Source organism: Pseudodesulfovibrio cashew (assembly GCF_009762795.1).
GTDB classification, from domain to species: domain Bacteria; phylum Desulfobacterota; class Desulfovibrionia; order Desulfovibrionales; family Desulfovibrionaceae; genus Pseudodesulfovibrio; species Pseudodesulfovibrio cashew.
This window is the reverse complement of the sequence record NZ_CP046400.1, coordinates 2,085,520-2,104,222: the sequence shown is the minus strand read 5'-3', so window position 1 is coordinate 2,104,222 and position 18,703 is coordinate 2,085,520. Positions and strand designations below refer to the sequence as shown.

15 protein-coding genes are annotated in these 18,703 nt (G+C 62.2%); 7 read left to right on the top strand and 8 right to left on the bottom strand.

Translation table 11 applies throughout. The features are described 5' to 3' along the window. Window position 1: 1 nt before the first annotated feature. The 4 genes from GM415_RS09365 to GM415_RS09350 all read right to left on the bottom strand — a co-directional run bounded on the left by GM415_RS09365 (window position 2) and on the right by GM415_RS09350 (window position 4,245). Window positions 2-1,090: an efflux RND transporter periplasmic adaptor subunit gene (locus GM415_RS09365; protein WP_158947546.1), complete on the bottom strand. Its 1,089-nt coding sequence runs from the start codon at window positions 1,088-1,090 to the stop codon at window positions 2-4. Beyond that, entirely contained in the window at window positions 1,090-1,773 is a 684-nt protein-coding gene (locus GM415_RS09360) for a CerR family C-terminal domain-containing protein (RefSeq protein ID WP_242012218.1), read from the bottom strand. Before GM415_RS09360 ends, GM415_RS09365 begins: the two co-directional genes overlap by 1 nt. Before the next feature lie 250 nt (window positions 1,774-2,023). Beyond that, entirely contained in the window at window positions 2,024-2,953 is a 930-nt protein-coding gene (locus GM415_RS09355; protein WP_158947544.1) for a glycosyltransferase family 2 protein, read from the bottom strand. Beyond that, a complete protein-coding gene (locus GM415_RS09350) occupies window positions 2,950-4,245 on the bottom strand; it encodes a glycosyltransferase family 9 protein (protein WP_158947543.1) in 1,296 nt (431 codons plus the stop codon). The genes GM415_RS09355 and GM415_RS09350 overlap by 4 nt, the downstream gene beginning before the upstream one ends. A gap of 156 nt (window positions 4,246-4,401) precedes the next feature. Between GM415_RS09350 and GM415_RS09345 the strand changes: the two genes are divergently transcribed. Then, window positions 4,402-5,430: a TIGR00341 family protein gene (locus GM415_RS09345; RefSeq protein ID WP_158947542.1), complete on the top strand. Its 1,029-nt coding sequence runs from the start codon at window positions 4,402-4,404 to the stop codon at window positions 5,428-5,430. On the opposite strand, the gene GM415_RS09340 is transcribed toward GM415_RS09345, so the two are convergent. Continuing rightward, window positions 5,414-6,475 carry a mechanosensitive ion channel family protein gene (locus GM415_RS09340; protein ID WP_158947541.1) on the bottom strand — a complete coding sequence of 354 codons (1,062 nt, stop codon included), beginning with the start codon at window positions 6,473-6,475 and terminating at the stop codon, window positions 5,414-5,416. The two genes, GM415_RS09345 and GM415_RS09340, sit on opposite strands and share 17 nt — an antisense overlap. A 199-nt stretch (window positions 6,476-6,674) precedes the next feature. On the opposite strand from GM415_RS09340, the gene GM415_RS09335 reads away from it, so the two are divergent. The 3 genes from GM415_RS09335 to GM415_RS09325 all read left to right on the top strand — a co-directional run bounded on the left by GM415_RS09335 (window position 6,675) and on the right by GM415_RS09325 (window position 10,178). Then, entirely contained in the window at window positions 6,675-8,189 is a 1,515-nt protein-coding gene (locus GM415_RS09335) for a catalase (protein ID WP_158947540.1), read from the top strand. A gap of 143 nt (window positions 8,190-8,332) precedes the next feature. Next, a complete protein-coding gene (locus GM415_RS09330; protein WP_158947539.1) occupies window positions 8,333-9,208 on the top strand; it encodes an alpha/beta hydrolase in 876 nt (291 codons plus the stop codon). 85 nt (window positions 9,209-9,293) lie between these two features. Continuing rightward, window positions 9,294-10,178, top strand: a complete 885-nt coding sequence (locus GM415_RS09325) for an Lcl C-terminal domain-containing protein (protein WP_158947538.1) — start codon at window positions 9,294-9,296, stop codon at window positions 10,176-10,178. A gap of 89 nt (window positions 10,179-10,267) precedes the next feature. On the opposite strand, the gene GM415_RS09320 is transcribed toward GM415_RS09325, so the two are convergent. Next, window positions 10,268-10,573 carry a TIGR03905 family TSCPD domain-containing protein gene (locus GM415_RS09320; RefSeq protein ID WP_158947537.1) on the bottom strand — a complete coding sequence of 102 codons (306 nt, stop codon included), beginning with the start codon at window positions 10,571-10,573 and terminating at the stop codon, window positions 10,268-10,270. A gap of 126 nt (window positions 10,574-10,699) precedes the next feature. Next, window positions 10,700-11,167, bottom strand: coding sequence for a Cys-tRNA(Pro) deacylase (gene ybaK, locus GM415_RS09315; RefSeq protein WP_158947536.1), 468 nt, complete (start codon window positions 11,165-11,167; stop codon window positions 10,700-10,702). 215 nt (window positions 11,168-11,382) lie between these two features. Here ybaK and GM415_RS09310 point away from each other — a divergent pair, with 215 nt between their 5' ends. Together GM415_RS09310 and GM415_RS09305 are read left to right on the top strand one after the other, a co-directional pair. Then, window positions 11,383-12,450 (top strand): ABC transporter substrate-binding protein, encoded by a 1,068-nt coding sequence (locus GM415_RS09310; protein WP_158947535.1) that lies wholly within the window; start codon window positions 11,383-11,385, stop codon window positions 12,448-12,450. Between the two features lie 4 nt (window positions 12,451-12,454). After that, the gene (locus GM415_RS09305) at window positions 12,455-14,239 is read left to right on the top strand and encodes a HAMP domain-containing sensor histidine kinase (RefSeq protein WP_158947534.1); all 1,785 of its coding nucleotides are present in this window, start codon (window positions 12,455-12,457) and stop codon (window positions 14,237-14,239) included. 21 nt (window positions 14,240-14,260) lie between these two features. Here GM415_RS09305 and GM415_RS09300 read toward each other — a convergent pair whose 3' ends face one another. Then, window positions 14,261-16,783 carry a sigma 54-interacting transcriptional regulator gene (locus tag GM415_RS09300; RefSeq protein ID WP_158947533.1) on the bottom strand — a complete coding sequence of 841 codons (2,523 nt, stop codon included), beginning with the start codon at window positions 16,781-16,783 and terminating at the stop codon, window positions 14,261-14,263. A gap of 227 nt (window positions 16,784-17,010) precedes the next feature. On the opposite strand from GM415_RS09300, the gene GM415_RS09295 reads away from it, so the two are divergent. Next, window positions 17,011-18,702, top strand: a complete 1,692-nt coding sequence (locus tag GM415_RS09295) for a sensor histidine kinase (RefSeq protein ID WP_158947532.1) — start codon at window positions 17,011-17,013, stop codon at window positions 18,700-18,702. Window position 18,703 lies beyond the last annotated feature (1 nt).

Genomic DNA, 18,703 nt, shown 5'->3' with positions numbered 1-18,703 from the left:
GTTAGCCCTCCGTCCCGTTTCGGGAGTAGCGGACCTTGAGCCCGTCCTTGAGATGATGCACGCCGCGGGTGACCACCACGTCGCCCTGCTTCACTCCGCCGAGGATCTCAAGCCCCAGTGAGGTGAGCTTGCCGACCACCACGGAACGGCGCTTGACGGTGGAGGTCTCGGTGTCCACGACCCAGACTGCGCGAGTGCCGTCGGACTCGCCGACCACGGACACCGGGGGCAGGTAGCAAACCGGGCCGCCTTCGGCCTTGCCGAGGAAGCTGACGTAGCCCGACATGCCGCCCTTGACTAGCTGCTTCTCATTTTCGAGGTGGACCTTGACCGGATAGGAGGAACCGGTGGTGGTATCCACACTGACCTCCATGATCTTCCCGTGCATGTTATGGCCGGGGAGCGCGTCGAAGCGGACCTCCACGGGATCGCCTTCGTGCACCTCGGATATGAGGGTGTCGGGCACCGCGATGTACATCTTCATCTGACGCCCCGCGCTGAAGGAGACCACGGGCTGGCCCGCGCTGACATTCTGGTGGATGTTGGTCTGCACCCTGCCGATCCAGCCGTCGAAAGGCGCGTGCAGGGTGGTGTAGGAAAGCTGCTTGCGGGAGATGTCCAACTGCTTGGACGTGGCCGAGAGCTGGGCTTCATAGGACTTGAAGTCCGCCTGGATCTGGTCCAGCTCGCCACGCGAGATGACGTTGCGCTTGAAGAGTTCGCTGTTGCGGCGCATGTCGGCCTCGGCACGGGTGTAGTTGGCCCGCACCTGCTCCAGATTGGCCCTGGCCTGCCTTAGCGCCAGCTCGAAGTCCGAAGGATCAAGCTTGGCGATGACCTCGCCCTCGGCGAAGCGGCGTCCGATCTGGTCGCCGGGGAAATAAACGATCTTTCCGGCCACCCGGAAGGAGAGATCCGTCTCCAGGGCGTCCTCGGCCGTTCCCGAAAAAGTCCAGCGCCGTCCCAGGCCGGAGGAATCCACCACCGTGGTCTTGACCGGACGGACAGGGACCACCACGTCCTTGGGCGCATCGTTGCAGGATGCCAGCAGGAGGCACAGAAGCAGAGTCACGGGTATCAGAAATTTCATTATATTGCCTCCATGGGCAGGCCGAGAAAGCCTTGAGCGCGTTTTGAAAGGACTTGGGCGACCTTTTCCACGCCGCGCCCTTGATAATTGTTCCAGCCGAGTCGTTGAAGAATGATGGTCTGCCCTTCCAGAAACTTGAGGATCATACCGATGAGACCGTGAACGCAGATGACGCGCTCCTCATGGTCGGCTTCCTCGGGCAGCACCGTTGAAACCAGGGCGTGCAGGGCGTTGAAGGAAGGATCGAAGAAATGCTTTTCCAGCATGGGATACAATTCCGAGGGCTGGGCCAGCTCCCGGGTGATCAGATACAGGGACCAGAAATGCTCCCCGCCGCCCAGGATTCCGTGGACCAAGGCGTTGACAAACCAACGGACCAGCCCCTGCTTGGCCTGTACGCTGTCAGGGCACTTGGCCGCCCGCTCCCGGACGGCGTCATCCGACGGAAAAAACTCGTCACGGACAGCTATGAGCTGGCGCAGAATGGCCTCGTACAGCCCGGCCTTGCCGCCGAAATGGTAGCTCACTGTGGCCAGATTGACTCCCGCCTCCGCAGCCAGAGTGCGCATGGACACGCCGTGGTAGCCGTTGATCGCGAACAAACGCGACCCGGTCTGAATAAGCGTGGCGCGAGTCTCCTCGCCCTGGGCTTTTTTACTCAATGGTTTTGCTTTGTTAGACATGACTCCCCTCATAAGCATCCGACATTTGTCGTGGCGATACTCGATATCGTCACGCCGACTAGATAAGCCCGTTCCAACTCTATGTCAAACGTTTGTTCAATATGTTTTCATAGCCGAAACTGCGTGCAATTCCGTTCCGAAAAATCGTAAATTTCACATGATTGCGGGGACGATGGGAGTTGGGAAACGAGCCGTCCCGAGGCCGGGAGAATTCAATAACGAGCGAAGAAGGGAGAAAGGCCCGATCGGATCAGGCCAGCTCTTTCTTGAGGTAGACTCGCCCTCCAACCCAGAGGTTGTGGTAGGCGCGCCAGGAATCCTCCTCGGACCGGGCGATGCGATGACGCAGGCAGATGGTCAGAGGTGCCGGGTAACGGGTCTCCAATGCCTGAGCGGTGGGACGAATGGCCGCTTTCTCCAGGCCATCCGCGTCCACAACCACATCAAAGAACTCGGTCTGGGGCTCGTAAGGCGTGCGGGAGCGAATCAGCCAGTTGTTGTCCAGCTGCTCCTGGCGTTTGACCTTGAAGTTGCAGTTGTCGTGCACACGGTAGACGTAAAGCTGTCTGTCGATGAACCGGGTCTTACCGATCCCGGCCAGCTCGGCCATGGGCAGATAGAGGGAGAGGTCTCCGGCGGCGCGGAAATAGCGCCCGCCTTCGTCCCGGAAGTCTGCGTCATCCATGAGGGTGAAGAGGTAGCCCTTGAAGGAACGGACGTGGGAGACGCACCACTCCTGCCTGCGCACGGGCAGGTTGGGCTTGAGTGGCCCGCCGATGGAGTGGCCCTCGGCCCCGAGCAGTTCCTCGTCTGTCCAGACCAGATCGTACCCGGCCCGGTGCGCGGCCCAGACCTCGGGCAGGGCCTCGGGCTTGAGCATGTCGTCGCCGTCCAGCACGGCCACCACGTCCGAGGGCTGCAAATCCAGGGCCCGCAGGTTGGCCACGATGTTGCCCATGAGGTACCGCCGCTCCGCCCCGAAGCTCGGCACGATGCGCGGGTCGGAGTAGCCTTCGATGACCTGGCGGGTACCGTCCGTGGAGCAGTCATCCGCCACCACGGCGGTCCAGTCCGCATGGGTCTGGGCCAGAAGAGAATCCAGGCACGGGCCGATGAACGCCTCGCAGTTGTAGCACGGGATGAGGACGATGAGCCGTCCGGGTGAAAGCAGGCTGGTCATGGCCGCAACCTCTCCATGGCTTCGAGCACCTTGTCCACGCTCAGGTCGCGCAGGCAGGCGAAGCCGATGTCGCAGTGATAGTCGTTGGGGGCGAGCCGCCCCGGGCCTTGCGTCTTGCCCTGGCAGGGACGGCAGTCCAGGTCCAGGGCCAGGTTGAGGACGTTGCCGCGCGGATGGAGATTCTGCTCCAGGGAGGACGGCCCGAACAGGAACAGGGTCGGCGTTCCCGTGGCCGCGGCCACGTGGGCCAGGCCGCAGTCATTGGCGACCACCATCTTTGCCGAACGGAGCAGCACCGCCACACGAGGCAGATCGAAATCAGTGACGAACTCGGCGTCGTCCCCGGATATGGGCTCCAGAAACGGCAGGGTCCCGTACGCCTCCAGGTCCGGTTCCCGGCAGAGTACCACGGGATTGTCCAACCGCCGAAGCAGCTCGTTCATGTGCGGCCAACGCTTGGAATCCCAGCCCGGCTTGGAACCGGGACAGACCACCACCCTGCCCTGCAGGCGCTCCGGAATGGACGCGTTCAGCCCGCCCACAAAGGTGGCCGAGAGGTCCGTGTCCAGTCCGGTGACGTTACGCACGAAGTCGGCCAGGAAAGCGGGCCCGTGCCCCGGCGCGCCGAGACGGTAGGGGTTATGGCAGAAATCTTCGGGCCCGAGCAGGTCGTGACACTCCACGTTCAGGGAGACCTCGGCCTGCGCAGTGCCGATATCCTCGGGCGCTACCAGGGTGACGCCCTCCGGCGGCGGGTCAAACAGCGGGGCCAGGGAAGTGCCGGTGATGTCCGCCACCGGGCAGAACAGGGTGCGCACCCCATGTCGTGCCGCGCTGGCCGCCACGGACGAGGCGAGCACGGCATTACCTATACCGCCGCAGAACGAGAAGAGCAGGGACTCGGGTGTCCCTGCGGAAACCGGTCCCTGCGGCGAGGTGCGATGTTGTCCGTCGGGCAGGAGCTCCTCCACCCGACGGAAGCCGAGGAGCCTGAGCGCGGTCGAAAAATGGTTGGGACTCCGGGCCGGAAAACGGTGGACCAGGGTGCAGGCGTCAAACCGCTCCGCCAGCGGACGGAACTCCTCCAGGTCACGGCGTGAAGGGCAGAAATGCATGCCGCCGTAGGTGATCAGCGTTGCGCCCGACAAGGCCAGGCTCTCCCGGTCACGCTCATGACAAAGCAGGACGAGGCCTGAAAGATCGCCGCCCAACCGGGCCACCTGATCGACGGTAAAACCGGGCTCGGGCAGGACAGCCAGCCTGTCGGCGCTATGGGGAATGCGGTTTTTCACCACCCCTCAATACCCGCAATCGGCGGATTATTCAAATGGTTGGCGCAAGGGAGGGCCGGGTTCGAGCCCTTTCCCCATGGTCTTTGCCCGGCCGATAGGCTACACTCGCCTCCACTCACCTGTTTTCGGACCGCAATCAGAGAAAAGGAGCAGCGCATGGCCCTGCGCGTCATAGAAATAGTCACCCCCCGCGAGGACAAGGAGGAAGTGGCCAAGTCCCTGGAGTCGCAACGCCCGGATGAAGGCTACGTTTTCTGGGCCACGCCCCTGGACGACGGGGAATCCCTCTCCTTTCGCATCGTGCTTCAGGTACAGGAATCGGAAGATGTCCTGGACAAGCTCGAACAGCTCTTCGCCTGGACCGAAAAATACCGCATCGTGGTCTACCCGGCCGAGGCTACCCTGCCCCGCCTGGACGACCTCTCCCGCAAGGAGGAGAAGGACAAGGCCGCCTTTCCCGAGGAGAAGACCAAGGCGCACAACCGGATCAGCCGCGAGGAACTCTACGCGGACGTGCTGGACACCACGCTGCTCTCGTCCAACTATGTCATGCTCGTCATCTTCGCCTCGCTGGTGGCGGTCATCGGGCTGATGCGCGACAACGTGGCCATCATCATCGGGGCCATGGTCCTGGCTCCACTTCTCGGCCCCAATGTGGGACTCTCCCTGGCCACCACCCTGGCTGACTCCAAGCTCAGCCTGGAGGCGCTCAAAACCCTGACCGTGGGCGTCCTGCTCTGCTTCGTGATCGCGGCAGGCGCGGGCATGGCCTTCGGGCTGGAGCAGATGAACGGCGAACTGGCGGCGCGGAGCGTGACCGAGTATTCGGATATCATTTTGGCCATTGTCTCCGGGGCCGCGGGCATCATCTCCTTTACCCTCGGCGTGCCCACCTCGCTGGTGGGAGTTATGGTCGCCCTCTCCCTGCTGCCGCCGCTCACGGCCAGCGGACTGTTCCTCGGCGCGGGCCTCTACCAGGAAGCGGGCGGGGCCGCGCTGCTCTTCCTGACCAACGTCATCTGCCTCAATCTCGCCGGGGTCGTCACCTTCCTGGTCCAGGGCATCCTGCCCCTCTCCTGGTGGGACAAGGAACGGGCCAAAAGCGCGATCTTTCGCTCCGCCGCCATCTGGACCGTGCTGCTGGCGGCCCTGGTCGCGTTGATGCTCTTCAGGAATCGTCCCTGAGGCCGCCCCCCTCCATGACCAGCCTCCGCCGGGGCAGGCACTCGGGGTGGTTCGCCTTCAGGAAATCGATCAGCCCCTCGCGAATCATGCACCGCAGGTCCCAGGCGCTCGACGCATCCGGCGCACCGGCCAGGGCGCGCAGGGTGATGGTCTCGGGACCGGCCTCGGTGACCTGGAGCACGCACGTCTTGCCGTCCCAAAGCGGACCGGCCGCCTCGCATAAACGCGTGAGTTCCTCGCGCAGGGGGGCCAACGGCGTGGTGTAGTCCACATGCAGGAACACGGTGCCGGTGATGGCCGCCGTCTTCCGGGTCCAGTTCTGAAAGGGCTTTTCCAGAAAGTAGGAGACGGGCAGCACCAGGCGGCGCTGGTCCCATATCTTGACCACCACGTAGGTGAAGGTGATCTCCTCGATCCTGCCCCACTCCCCTTCCACTATGACCACGTCGTCGAGGTTGATGGGCTGTGACAGGGCGATCTGCACGCCCGCAATGACCGCGCCGAAGGTCTTCTGCGCCGAGAGGCCGAGGACGATGCTGAGCACTCCGGCCGAGGCCAACAGCGTGGTGCCCAAGGCTCGGAACCGCTCGAACTGCATCAGCATCCCCGCGATGGCCGCGATCCAGATGATGACCACCAAGATGCGTTGCAGGACCTTGATCCGGGTGTGCATCCGCCTCGCCTGAAGGTTGTCCGGACTCTCCAGGTCGTACTTTCTGAGCAGGACGAAAACCGTGACCGAGACGCCCACGGTCAGCGCCCAGGCCGCCACGGCAACCCAGGCCACTCCGAGCAGGGACGCTGCCAGCGAGGCATACTGCGTCTCCAGCCGGGCAAAGGGCATGAGAATGCTCACCGACAGGCAGATCAGGGCCGCCGCCGAGAGGCGGACAATGCTCCTGCCCCGGGACGCCTCAAGCTCCACCCACAGGGACCGCCATCCGGCCCGCCCTTTTCTCAGGCGATGCAGGGCAAACAAAAAGGACAGGACAAGAACAAAGACAAGCCCTGTACGGACAAGCCAACCTAGAGAATCAATGGGCATCGTTTCCTCCACGCCGTTGGTTCGAAGGGGTGATTTCTCCTTCTAGCACAAAATCGCGCCCCATGCCGACCGGCGAAAATACGGACGACTCTGGTGGAAATGATTCCTGGTTTATGCTAGTGTGGCTCCAACTCTTTGACGCAGGCCCGTCCCCTCAGATCCAACCGGGCGGCACAACTCAACATCCGGGAGAATCCCCATGGCTGACAAGAAAAAAACGATGACCGGCGCATTCGGCTGCCCTGTGGGCAACGACCTGAACACCGCCACTGCCGGCCCCCGCGGCCCGGCACTGATGCAGGACGTCCATCTGTTGGAGAAACTGGCCCACTTCGACCGGGAGCGCATCCCGGAACGCGTGGTTCACGCCAAGGGTGCAGGGGCCTACGGCTATTTCGAGGTCACCGCCGACGTAACCAAGTACACGAAAGCGGCCTTCCTCTCGAAGGTCGGCAAGAAGACCGAGGTCTTTGCCCGCTTCTCCACCGTGGGCGGCGAAAAAGGCAGTGCCGACGCCGAACGCGATCCGCGCGGCTTCGCCATCAAGTTCTACACCGAGGAAGGCAACTACGACATGACCGGCAACAACACCCCGGTCTTCTTCATCCGCGACCCGCTCAAGTTTCCCGACTTCATCCACACCCAGAAACGCGACCCGGCCACCAATCTCAAGAGTCCCACCATGGCCTGGGACTTCTGGTCCCTGACCCCGGAGTCCCTGCATCAGGTGACGGTCCTCTTCTCCGACCGGGGCACCCCGGCAACCTATCGACACATGAACGGCTACTCCAGCCACACCTATAAATGGTATAATGACAAAGGCGAGTATTTCTGGGTCCAGTACCACTTCAAGACCGACCAGGGCATCAAAAACCTGACCGGCCCGGAAGCGGACGCCATGCGTAGCGCCGACCCGGATCACGCCACCCGCGACCTGTACGACGCCATCGAGGCCGGGGATTACCCGTCCTGGACCCTGGAGATGCAGATCATGACCCCGGAACAGGCCAAGGATTTCCCGTGGGACATCTTCGACATCACCAAGGTCTGGCCGCACAAGGAGGTCCCGCCCATCACCGTGGGCAAGCTGGTGCTCGACCGCAACCCGGAGAACTACTTCGCCGAAGTGGAGCAGGCCGCCTTCAACCCGAGCAACCTGGTGCCCGGCATCGGGGTCTCGCCCGACAAGATGCTCCAGGGACGGCTCTTCTCCTATCACGACACCCATCTCCACCGGCTTGGGCCCAACTACCACCTGATCCCGGTAAACCAGGCCAAGAACGCCAAGGAAAACAGTTACCAGCGAGATGGCTTCATGCGCGTCGACGCCAACGGGGGTGGCGGTCCCAACTACTGGCCCAACAGCTTCCACGGCCCGGCACCGGACGGCGTGTCCGTTGAGCCGGACATCCCCCTGGACGGCCCGGGCGGTCGGCACGAGTACACCCACCCCAACAGCGACTTCGCCCAGCCCGGCACCCTGTTCAGCGTGGTCATGACCGAACAGGATCGGACCAACCTAGTCAACAACATCCTGGGCAGCATGAAGGATATTCCCAAGCCGATCCAGCTTCGGCAGTGCGCCCTCTTCCATCTGGCCCACGAGGACTACGGTGCCCGCGTGGCCCAAGGGCTCGGGCTGGACCTCGGCGAGGTCAAGCGGTTGGCGGCCATGTCCCAAGAGGAACGGGTGGCGGCCACTCCGGTCAAATAGTGACTAATAATACGGTAACAACAAAGGGCCGTCCTTGGACGGCCCTTTCTCTTTATGCACGCCAACTTTTCCTTGAGCAGTCACGTGCGCACAAGGTATGCACGTATTTTTCCAAAATACACGGCAAAATCGGGGAGAAGGACATGGCGCTCTACGGCGAGTTCACAAGCCAGGCTGAAATAGACCGGGAATACAACGCGGTGGGCATGGTCGCCGACCTGAAGCCGTATATCGACTTCGACGCCAAGGCCAACGCCGAGGCACGCGGCTCCCTGCGCTACGAGCCCGATATCCCCTATGGCGCCGGAGCCGACGAGACCCTGGACATCTTCCCAGCCGAAAGCCCAAACGCGCCTGTGCTGATCTTCATTCACGGCGGCTACTGGCGCAGCATGAGCAGCAAGGATTTCAGCCTGGTGGCGAAGGGACTGGCGGCCAGAGGCGTGACCGTGGTCATCCCCGACTATTCCCTGTGCCCTTCGGTGGACATCCCGGAAATCACCCGCCAGACCCGCGCGGCCACGGCCTGGGTCCACGCACGCATCGCAGAGTACAACGGCTCGCCCGACAGGATATTCGCCTGCGGCCACTCGGCCGGAGGACAGCAGGCCGGAATGCTCGCGGCCACGGACTGGGAGCGGGAACACGGCATGCCGCGCAACGCGATCAAGGGCGTGATCCCCATCAGCGGCCTCTTCGACCTGGCTCCGTTGCGCCACTCCTGGCTGCAGCCGGTGCTGCAACTCGACGCGGCCACGGTGGAGGGCCAGAGTCCACTGCGCAACATCCCCCATGACGGCCCGCCCATGCTCGTCTCCGTCGGCGATGAGGAGTCCTCCGAGTTCAAGCGACAGGCAGAGGCATACGCGGAAGCATGGCGAGCCGGAGGCAACCGGGCCGAACTGGTCATCCAGGAGGCCCGCAACCACTTCACCAGCTTCCGGGACCTGAACGACCCGGATGCACCCTTCACCCGCATACTTGCCGCCTTCATGGAAACATGCCTGCAAGGTTCCTGATCCCCCACCGACGCCATGTCGACCGCACCTCACATCGACATGACCGCAACACGGTGTTAGACTTGGATTTTGGAGGCGGCGAACAATGACCGACAACCGATTTCAACGAAACGGGGACCTGGTGGAGGACCGCAGGACCGGCCTTGTCTGGCCCGCGCGGGCGCAACTCTCCGTGACCGGACTGCCCTGGCGCGAGGCCTTCGAATTCGTAAGGGAGATGAACCGGAAGCAAGCCCTAGGGCACGACGACTGGCGGCTGCCCAACAGGCGCGAGCTCTATTCCCTCATCGACCACGCCGCCAGCGGTCCGGCCCTGCCGCCGGGGCACCCCTTCGAGGAGGTCTGGCAGGGATGGTACTGGACCGCCACCACCTCGGCCAAGGCCCCGGCCTATGCCTGGCGCGTGCAGATGCTCGGCGGGCGAATGTTTTACGGGAAAAAGGACGAGGACTCCCTGGTTTGGCCCGTACGCGGCACGTCCGAGGGGCTGTTCGCCACCGGACAGACCGCCTGCTTCGGCGGCTCGGGCGAGCTCATTCTCTGCAACGGCACCGGCCAGGACGGCGAGTTGCGCATGGGTGCCCCCTGGCCCGAGCCCCGATTCCGTGTAACCCAAAGCGGGACCCTCGACATCATGACCGGACTGGAGTGGACCCGGAACGCGGACCTCGCATCAGGCCTCGTCAGCCGCGAGCAGGCGGAACAGATAGTGAACGCTCTGGGGCAGCGATGGAGGCTGCCGGAAATCATGGAGCTGGAATCCCTGACGGACTGTTCCCGGTCAGACCCCGCCCTGCCTGCGGGCCACCCATTTACCGGCGTGCGCGAGGCGTACTGGTCCGCCACGGACAGCGGGCTGGATGCGGACTGGGCCTACTGCCTCTATTACCACAAGGGGGCCGTGGGCGTTGGCTACAAGCCCAACCGCGACTTTTCTGTCTGGGCCGTACGCAATCAGGATGAGACGTAGAGCGAGAAACACATTTGAAAAGAAACAGGCCCGGCAGACTAACGTTTGCCGGGCCTGGTCTTCAAGGACGGCGCATTCCGCGCGGGAGCCTAGTCCTCGAGATAGGGAAGAAGAGCCTGGGCCAGCTGGTCCGGGCAGGAGGTGGGACGGCTGCCGCAGTTGATGCCGCCGAGCCGCTCGACGACCTCGGCCACGGGCATACCTTCCACCAACATGCCGATACCCTTGAGATTGCCGTCGCATCCGCCCTGGAACACCACGTCGTGCAGAATTCCGGCCTCGACACGAAAACGGATGGCTTTGGAACAGACGCCCTTGGGAGCGAAATAGCCGCTGCCGGGCTGCTGGGTGTGAAGCGGGGCCAAGGGCTGCATGGTCAATTCATTCAAATCCATGGAACACTCTCTGGTTTCGGTTTGCGGTCTTCCGCCTGGCGGGCCGTTCGGGTCAGGCGAAGGGGCTTACATGAAACAGTATGGCGCGAGTGTCAATGTTGTGCACCCGCGACTCCGACGTGAGATTTATCGCGCCACGGGGGCGAAGCCGCCACGGGTCAGCCGCGCCAGATCCTGCGGCGAAAGCTCGATGTCCAGCCCACGGCGTCCGGCGCTGACGAATACGGTCTCCAGGTCTTCGGCCGAAGCATCGATGACGGTATCCAGCCTCTTCTTCTGGCCAAGAGGGCTGACACCGCCGACCACATAGCCGGTCACCCGCTCCACGGTCTTCACCTCGGCCATTGCCGCTTTCTTCACTCCCACGGCCTTGGCCAGCAGCTTGAGGTCGAGCCGCTGCATGACAGGCACCACGGCCACGGCCAGCCGGTTTCCTCCGCAATCGGCCACCAGGGTCTTGAACACCCGGACCGGGGCCACGCCCAGTTTTTCGGCGGCCTCGACACCATAGGATTCCGCTGCGGGATCATGCTCGTACTCACGCACGGTAAAATCGATTTTGGCTTTTTTTGCCGCCTTGATTGCCGGTGTCATGTCTCTCTCCTCTCATAAAGACCTCCCGCCCGGCGCAATGCCGGAAGGGACCGGTCAGTGGTATACTTCCATGCCCAGCTTGTCCATGGCCCTGCTCCCCACACCGTCCCAATAGGGCGAGGCTAAACGAAAACGGCGTTGCATTACCCATTTATCATTGACCGTCTCTATTAAAACGTAACAAGATTGTCACAAAGAATGATGGAGGTATCCTTTTGCGTACATGGTTCCGTTTGTCCTACCTGATCCCGACTCTATTGGTCCTTGCTGCCCTTTCCGTTTCAACCGCCTGGGCGAGTACACCTCTGGTCTACATAGTCCACAGCTATGAGCAGGACCATGTCTGCGGCAAGCCGCAGGCAGACGGCGTGATCTCGACCCTGAAGGCCCACGGCCTCTATCCGGACAAGGTGACCATTCGGTCCTATTACATGGACACGAAGCGCACCCACACCTCCCCTCAGGCCATCGCGGAACAAGGCCGTCTGGCCATGGTCGAGATCGAAAAACTCCACCCGAAAGTGGTCGTCACCCTGGACGACAACGCCTTTCGCCATGTGGGCCTGAAGCTCGTGGGCCGCAAGGACGTCAGCGTGGTCTTCAGCGGCCTTAACGGCCAGCCCGAGGCATATGACAAGATCAGGCATTTCATGGACTCACGGAAGCACCCCGGCCGCAACGTCACCGGCGTCTATGAAAAACTCCACCTCAAACGCGCCCTGACGGTGGCCGCCACGGTCCTCAAGGGCCTGAAGAAGGTCGTGGCCATCACGGACGTATCCCCCACCGGCAAGGGCATCACGCGCCAGCTGGAAATTGAATCGGCGGAAGGCTTGCCCTGCGAGTGGGATGTCCGCACGACGAGGAATTTTGATGAATACAAAAAGCTGATCCTCGAACTCAACGACGATCCGGAAGTCCAGGCAATCTATCCGGTGGCCATGACACTGGATGACGGAGGAAAGCGCGCCACGGCCAACGAGATTTTCAAATGGACCATCGAGCATTCGGTCAAACCCGAGATCCCGGTCAATTACGGGTTCTGCCGACTAGGCCTGTTCGGAGGCGTCTCGGTTGACTTCGAATACATGGGCAAGGTAGCGGGAGCCCAGGTCAGCTCCATCCTGAACGGCACCCCGGCAGGGGATCTTCCCATCGTTGACGCGCCGAATTACGCCATCGTGTTCAACCTGGCCCGGGCCAACATGCTCGGCATAACGATCCCCGAGGACATCCTGCTGGCGTCGGATACGATCTACAAGGAAATGGAGCTGCTGAAGTAAGCCCATGAACAAACACATCCCTTCCGTTTCCCTCCGCAACCAGCTCATGCTGGGACTTGGCGTGACAATCATCCTGTGCCTGGCCATTGCGTTCCTGTTCGTCACCGTCACCAAGTCGCAGGTCAAGAAAATCCTCGACGACGACCTGGATAAAATGGCCAGCTATGTGGCCGGGCTGGTGGAAAGCGACTACGAAGCCAAGAAGGGACAGGCTCACCAGTTGGCCCAGGAGAATGCGCTCAGAGTGGTCCTCGACCTCAATCTCCCGGCCCAGGCACGCACCCTGCTCGACAAGCAGCAGGAGGATAGCCCGTTCGACTGTCTCTGGCTGCTGGATAACAACGGAAGGAACGTGGCCTCGTCAAAGGCTGGAGAAAGCATATTGCTCCCCCCGGTGGATGCCTCCCGACCGGCCTCCTTCCTGCCGTGGGACCAGACCCTGTCCGTGATCTTCGTCAACCCCATTCGACAGCATGAAGAGACGGTTGGTTACCTGGTGGCCCTTTCCGCTTTCCCCGGTGCGAGGGTTTTCAAGCGAATCAATCAGGAATATGACGTGGGCATGGCCATCTGGCATTCGGGCCGCCCCACGTCCATCTCCAGTTGGCTCAGGCGAACCGATTATGCCCGTCTGGGCGCTCCTGCAGGAAGGCATGAGCTTGCCCTGACCCTTCAGAATGGCGGGAAGCAGAAATTCATGACCACGAAGTTCCCACTCGTGCAGGACAGCGAAGGTTTGGCGCTCGAAGGAGAACTGGTCAGAAGCATGCAGCAGGCCGAGCATCCCTTCCAATTGGTCAACGTCACCTTTTTCGCCAGCCTGGTCATGATCCTCATATGCATGGCGGCGTTCAGCCGTTTCCTCTCGGTCCAGGTGGTGCAGCCTATCCGGGAACTGGCCCGCAACGCGGACTCCATCCGGATAAAGGGTTATGCCGAAAACAACCCCAAGTTCGATACCAAGACCGCCAAAAGGAACGAAGTCGCCGCGCTCTACCGATCCTTTTTCGACATGGTCAAATCCCAGAATGAAGCCAGAGCCAAGGCCGAGCGGGCCGAAAAGGTCAAGACGGACTTTCTCTCAGTGGTCTCCCATGAGCTGCGCACGCCCATGACCTCGGTGCTCGGCTTCACCAAGATGAATCGCAAGCGCCTGGCCGACCACATCTACCCGCGCATCGGCGAAGGGGAGGACGCCCCCCTCAAGGTGGTCAGGCAAATCGAGAATAATTTCGACATCATCATCTCCGAGGGCACTCGACTGACCGACCTCATCAACGACGTCCTGGATCTGGCCAAGCTCGAGTCCGGCGCGTTCGAATGGAACATGAGGCCGGTGGACGTTGAGGAACTCCTCCGCCAATCCCTTGCCGCCTGCACCAGCCTGTTCATAGACAAGGACCTGGACTACCGCCTGGTGGTGAAGAAGGGGCTTCCCCTGATCAAGGGGGATTATGACAAGCTGATGCAGGTCGTGATCAACTTCCTCTCCAACGCCATCAAGTTCACCGAGGCCGGAGGCGAGGTCGTCTGCACGACATACAGGGACGGCGGCGAGGCCATCGTCAGTATCCGTGATACGGGGATCGGCATTCCCGAGGAGGAGCAGGCCCTGGTCTTCGAACGCTTCCACCAGCGCAGGGAGACCCTGACCGACAAGCCCCAGGGGACAGGCCTCGGGCTTCCCATCTGCAAGAACATCATCGAGGCCCACGGCGGTCGCATCTGGCTGGAAAGCGAGCCGGGCAAGGGAAGCACCTTCTCTTTCGCCATCCCCCTTCCCGAATAACCCGGGACGAGGTAGAGAAAACTACTTCCGGCCAGCCACCACGTAGCGGGTGGACGGTCCCTTGCCCCGTTTGACCAGCAGGCCGCGTTTGACGAAATCCTGCAAGTCGTAAATGGCGGTGCGCGAAGGAAGGCCGCCGCCGACCAACTCCTGGTACTCCCTGCGAGTCACCGTATCCCGTTCTCTGAGAATCGCCCAGGCCTCCCGCTGGCGCTCGTTCATCTCCGCTTCGTCCCCCCCTGAAACGGGCTCGTCCCGCACCTCCTGGGTCTCCCTGACCGATGGCTCGCCGCCGCTTTCCGGCAGGGAAGACCGGACAACGGGGATAGCGGCATCGGAATACAACTCGTTTTCCAAACGGATCTCCTCCGGCTGGATCACGTCCGTTTCCGCCATGACGGCGGCGCGGGTGATGCAATTGACCAGCTCACGAACATTGCCGGGCCAATCGTAGCCGATCAGCTTGGCCAATGCGCCCTTGCTCAGGTCGAGGTGTTCCCGACCGGCCAGGGCTTCGGCCTGCTTGAGGTAGTAGACGCTCAGCAGCGCGACGTTTTCCCGATGCTCCCGCAGGGGTGGCGTGGCAATGGAGACCACCTTGAGGCGGTAATAGAGGTCCTCGCGGAAGGACTTGCGCTCGATGAGCGAAGGGATGTCCACGTTGGTAGCGGCGATGATGCGCACGTCCACGGCAACTTCACGGTCGCTGCCCAGGGGCTTGATCTTGCGCGAAGCCAGAGCCCGCAGCAGCGACTGCTGAACCTTGGGCGAGGCGGACTGGATCTCATCGAGGAACAGAGTACCGCCGTCTGCCTCAACAAACGCGCCGTTGCGGTCTTCCCTGGCCTCGGAAAACGCGCCCTTGACGTGCCCGAAGAGCGCGTCGAGCAGCAGGTTCTCGTCGAGCGCGCCGCAGTTGATGGAGATGAACGGCCTCTCGGCCCGGTTGCTGTGGCCGTGCACGGCCTCGGCCACCAATTGCTTGCCCGTGCCGGTCTCGCCGGTGATGAGCACGTCCACGTCCACCTGGGCGGCCTTGAGGATATTTACCTTCATGGCGGAGATGGCCGAGCCGGTGCCCACAATCTCCGGGATGCGGCTGAGTTCCACCTCGGCCAGAGCCTCCCGCTCACGTTCCAGCGGGGCGCGCTCGCGCTTGTTGACGTTGAGGATCGCCTCGTCCTTGGCCTGGATCTCCACCACCTGCCGCCTGACCCGACGGATGATGTTGTTGATGGAGTTCTGGAGCGTGGTGATGTCATACCCGCTGTAGGGAAGATGAATCTCCTCCATGTCCTCCAGGGAGCTCAGGGAGTTGACCTCTGCCGCCAGGACCCGGATGGGCTTGGTCAGGATGCGTCCGAACCAGTAGACCAACAGGGAGATGACGAGGATGCCCGCCAGGGTGACCAGGAGCATGACGTCCAGGCTCTTGTACCCGGCGATGGCAGGCAGTTGGCTTCGGTCCACCAGGACCACGCCGCCGTAAACCTCCGGTTTGGAGGACGGGTCGGCGCGGAAGGCAACCGGCGCATAGCTGAAAAAGAAGGAGTCCACCTCAGACGAGCCGCCATGGGTATCGGCGATCAGGCGCAGCCCCTGCCTGCCCGCGCGCAGGTCCTCCACCGCCTGCCAGTAGCGCAGATTGTTGCGGTTGGGCAGGAAGGCAGCCGGGTGTCCGGCCTTGCCCAGCGCGCCGCTGAAGTCCTCCCTGGCGAAATAGGTGGTCAGTTTGCCGTCCGGCTTGGCGTAATCCTCGGACTGGAACAGGATCCATCCTTCCCGGTTCAGAAAATAGCTGAAGCGCAGCTCATCGCTCCGGGGGAAGGACCAGAGGGGCGACTGCTCCGAGTTGTACCAGGAAAGAATGTTCCTGAAGGCCGAGGCCCGAACCGACAGGAACAGCAGGCCCGGAGGCGACTGCCCGTCTCCGGGAAACGCGGTGTAGAAACGAATGATGCGGGCGTCCTCATACCGGTTGGCCGCAGAGTCCGAAGGCATGGGGTAGGAGACCTCCTGCACTTCGGACACGGTCACCTGTCCCGCCTTGACAGAGCCAAGCCGGTCGAGTTCGGCAAAGGGGGAAGGCCGAACCTTGCCCAGATCGCTTCCGGCAACCTCGCGGACGATTTCACCCTGCCGGACAAGCAGGACCGCCTCTCCGCCCGAGGCCGGGACAAACCCCAGTTCGAAGCAGGAGGTATTTCCGGCGGCCAGGCGCTTACTGAAGCGAGCGCGCAGCGACGCCCGATCCATTGTCCCCTGGGCGAAGAACAGCAGCTCCGTCCGGCAGTCCTCCAGAAACCCTTCCATCTCATGGGCCACGGCCAAGGTGTTCGCGGACACGGAGCGGCGCAGGGCGATGTCGAGATATTCCTCGGAAACAGTATAGGAAGCATAGCCGGTCAGCAGCAAAACGGCCACGATGGACGGCAGGAGAGCTAACAGGAACCGGCCCCGCAGACCAAGTTTACGCATTAGCGTAGGAACGGCACGGAACCTTTCGGAGCGTTTGGATTCTTCCGGCGGGATCGTAGCGGCCATGGCATTCTCCTTATGCGGACCGGGACCGGAACGAGGCGCTCCGAAAACCCGCCCATATTGTGCGGTTATCGCCGCGCAACCCCTTTGTCAAACCTTTTCCGGCATGCGGCTTGCTAAACACAACACGGACACGCAGTCTTGCACATAAGTTTTGCGTGATTTTATAAAATATTATAAAAAAAGAATTTATTATGACAAACCGCGCAAAAGAATCTGGCAGAGCCTCCATGGACAAGGCAACCCTGTTTCGCAAGATCCACCGTCTGCTCTTTTCGAGCATGCTCCTGGTCCCTGCGGTGCCGCTGATACTCTCTGCCGCTCTCGGGTTCTATTTCTTCGCGGATACGGCCAGACGCTCGGCGGTGTCGGCCATTTCCCGCGTGGCCGTGGACCACAAGAAGCTCATTCACGCCTTTCTCCGGGAACGGCAGAGCGATCTGGAAGCAGTCCTGAACCGAATCCCGGCGGAGCTGCTGACCGAGAACACCTCCAAGAAGACGCTCCAAGCCATGCTTCCCGGGGACGGCGGCGTCTTCAAGGACGCGGGACTCATCGCCCCGTCAGGCAAACAGGCCGCCTACAACGGGCCCTACGCCCTGGCAGGCAGGGACTACGCCACCGCCGAATGGTATCGGGAAACCCTGAAAAACGGCTATTTCGTCAGCGACGTTTTCCTCGGCTACCGCAACATCCCGCATCTGGTGGTGGCCGTGGCCCGGCGCGTCGGTTCACAGGCCTGGGTCCTGCGGGCCACCATCGACTCCGACGTGTTCGGAGCCATGGTGGACGACGTGAGCATAGGCGACTCGGGCGAGGCATACATCATCAACACCGAGGGACGGTTCCAGACCCGGCGGAGGTCCGGCGGCGCACTGCTGGAACGGGATACGAAGCATTACCCGACACAATCCGGAGGACTCATGACCTTCACCGGCCAGGACGGTGAAAACAGCTATCTCTATGCCTCCAACTTGCTCAACGACGGCAAGTGGCGGCTCATTGTCCGCCAGAAGGAAGAAGAGGCCTTTCACTCCACGGCCCTGGCCGCCTACACGGTGCTGCTGGTCCTGCTCTGTGGCGGGGGCGTCATCCTGGTCCTCGCCTTCGTGGTCAGCCGCAAGCTGTCCGATACTCTCCACGAACAGGCCGAAACCGTGGGCAAGCTTGAAGCGCAGTTGCTCCAGGCCGCCCGGCTGGCCGAACTCGGGGAGATGGCCGCTGGATTCGCCCATGAGATCAACAACCCGCTCCAGATCATGAAGACCGAACTGGCCCTTCTCGAGCTGACGGTCCGGGATATCGGCGAAGGCAAAGGTGACGAAGCATCATTTACCGAACTGAACGAGATAGCGGAACAGCTCCAGCTGCAAATAAGCCGGTGCGCCGCCATCACTCGGGAGATACTCCGCTTCGGCCGTCAGGACGCTCCGCAGCTGCAACCCATCGACCTCGCGGGATACCTGCCCAAGGTGGGCGCCATGGTGGAAAACAAGGCCACGGTGCACGGCATCGACCTGCGCTGCGAGGTGGACGCGGCGACGCCCATGGTCGAGGCGGACCCGGGCCAGTTGCAGCAGGTCATGATCAATCTCCTGAACAACGCCATCCACGCAGTGGTGGACCGCCATGGAGCAAGCGGTGGGGTCATCAGCGTCGCCGCCGGACGGGACGAACGCGACAACGCGGTCATCACTGTAACCGACAACGGAAGCGGCATGAGCAGGGAGAGCATGAGCAAGATATTCCTGCCCTTCTTCACCACCAAGGCGCCGGGAAAGGGAACCGGACTGGGGCTCTCCGTCTGCCACAGCATCATCGACTCCCTGGGCGGCGAGCTCTCGGTTGAGAGCCGCAAGGGGGAAGGCAGCACGTTCACCATTCTCATCCCCGGGCTGCGCACCCGGACGGCAGAAGGCTAGA

Bases quoted from the DNA above. Each gene is read 5' to 3' on its own strand.
- GM415_RS09365 (WP_158947546.1), bottom strand. From the start codon at position 1,090: ATGAAATTTCTGATACCCGTGACTCTGCTTCTGTGCCTCCTGCTGGCA.
- GM415_RS09360 (WP_242012218.1), bottom strand. From the start codon at position 1,773: ATGTCTAACAAAGCAAAACCATTGAGTAAAAAAGCCCAGGGCGAGGAG.
- GM415_RS09355 (WP_158947544.1), bottom strand. From the start codon at position 2,953: ATGACCAGCCTGCTTTCACCCGGACGGCTCATCGTCCTCATCCCGTGC.
- GM415_RS09345 (WP_158947542.1), top strand. From the start codon at position 4,402: ATGGCCCTGCGCGTCATAGAAATAGTCACCCCCCGCGAGGACAAGGAG.
- GM415_RS09340 (WP_158947541.1), bottom strand. From the start codon at position 6,475: ATGCCCATTGATTCTCTAGGTTGGCTTGTCCGTACAGGGCTTGTCTTT.
- GM415_RS09335 (WP_158947540.1), top strand. From the start codon at position 6,675: ATGGCTGACAAGAAAAAAACGATGACCGGCGCATTCGGCTGCCCTGTG.
- GM415_RS09330 (WP_158947539.1), top strand. From the start codon at position 8,333: ATGGCGCTCTACGGCGAGTTCACAAGCCAGGCTGAAATAGACCGGGAA.
- GM415_RS09325 (WP_158947538.1), top strand. From the start codon at position 9,294: ATGACCGACAACCGATTTCAACGAAACGGGGACCTGGTGGAGGACCGC.
- GM415_RS09320 (WP_158947537.1), bottom strand. From the start codon at position 10,573: ATGGATTTGAATGAATTGACCATGCAGCCCTTGGCCCCGCTTCACACC.
- ybaK (WP_158947536.1), bottom strand. From the start codon at position 11,167: ATGACACCGGCAATCAAGGCGGCAAAAAAAGCCAAAATCGATTTTACC.
- GM415_RS09305 (WP_158947534.1), top strand. From the start codon at position 12,455: ATGAACAAACACATCCCTTCCGTTTCCCTCCGCAACCAGCTCATGCTG.
- GM415_RS09300 (WP_158947533.1), bottom strand. From the start codon at position 16,783: ATGGCCGCTACGATCCCGCCGGAAGAATCCAAACGCTCCGAAAGGTTC.
- GM415_RS09295 (WP_158947532.1), top strand. From the start codon at position 17,011: ATGGACAAGGCAACCCTGTTTCGCAAGATCCACCGTCTGCTCTTTTCG.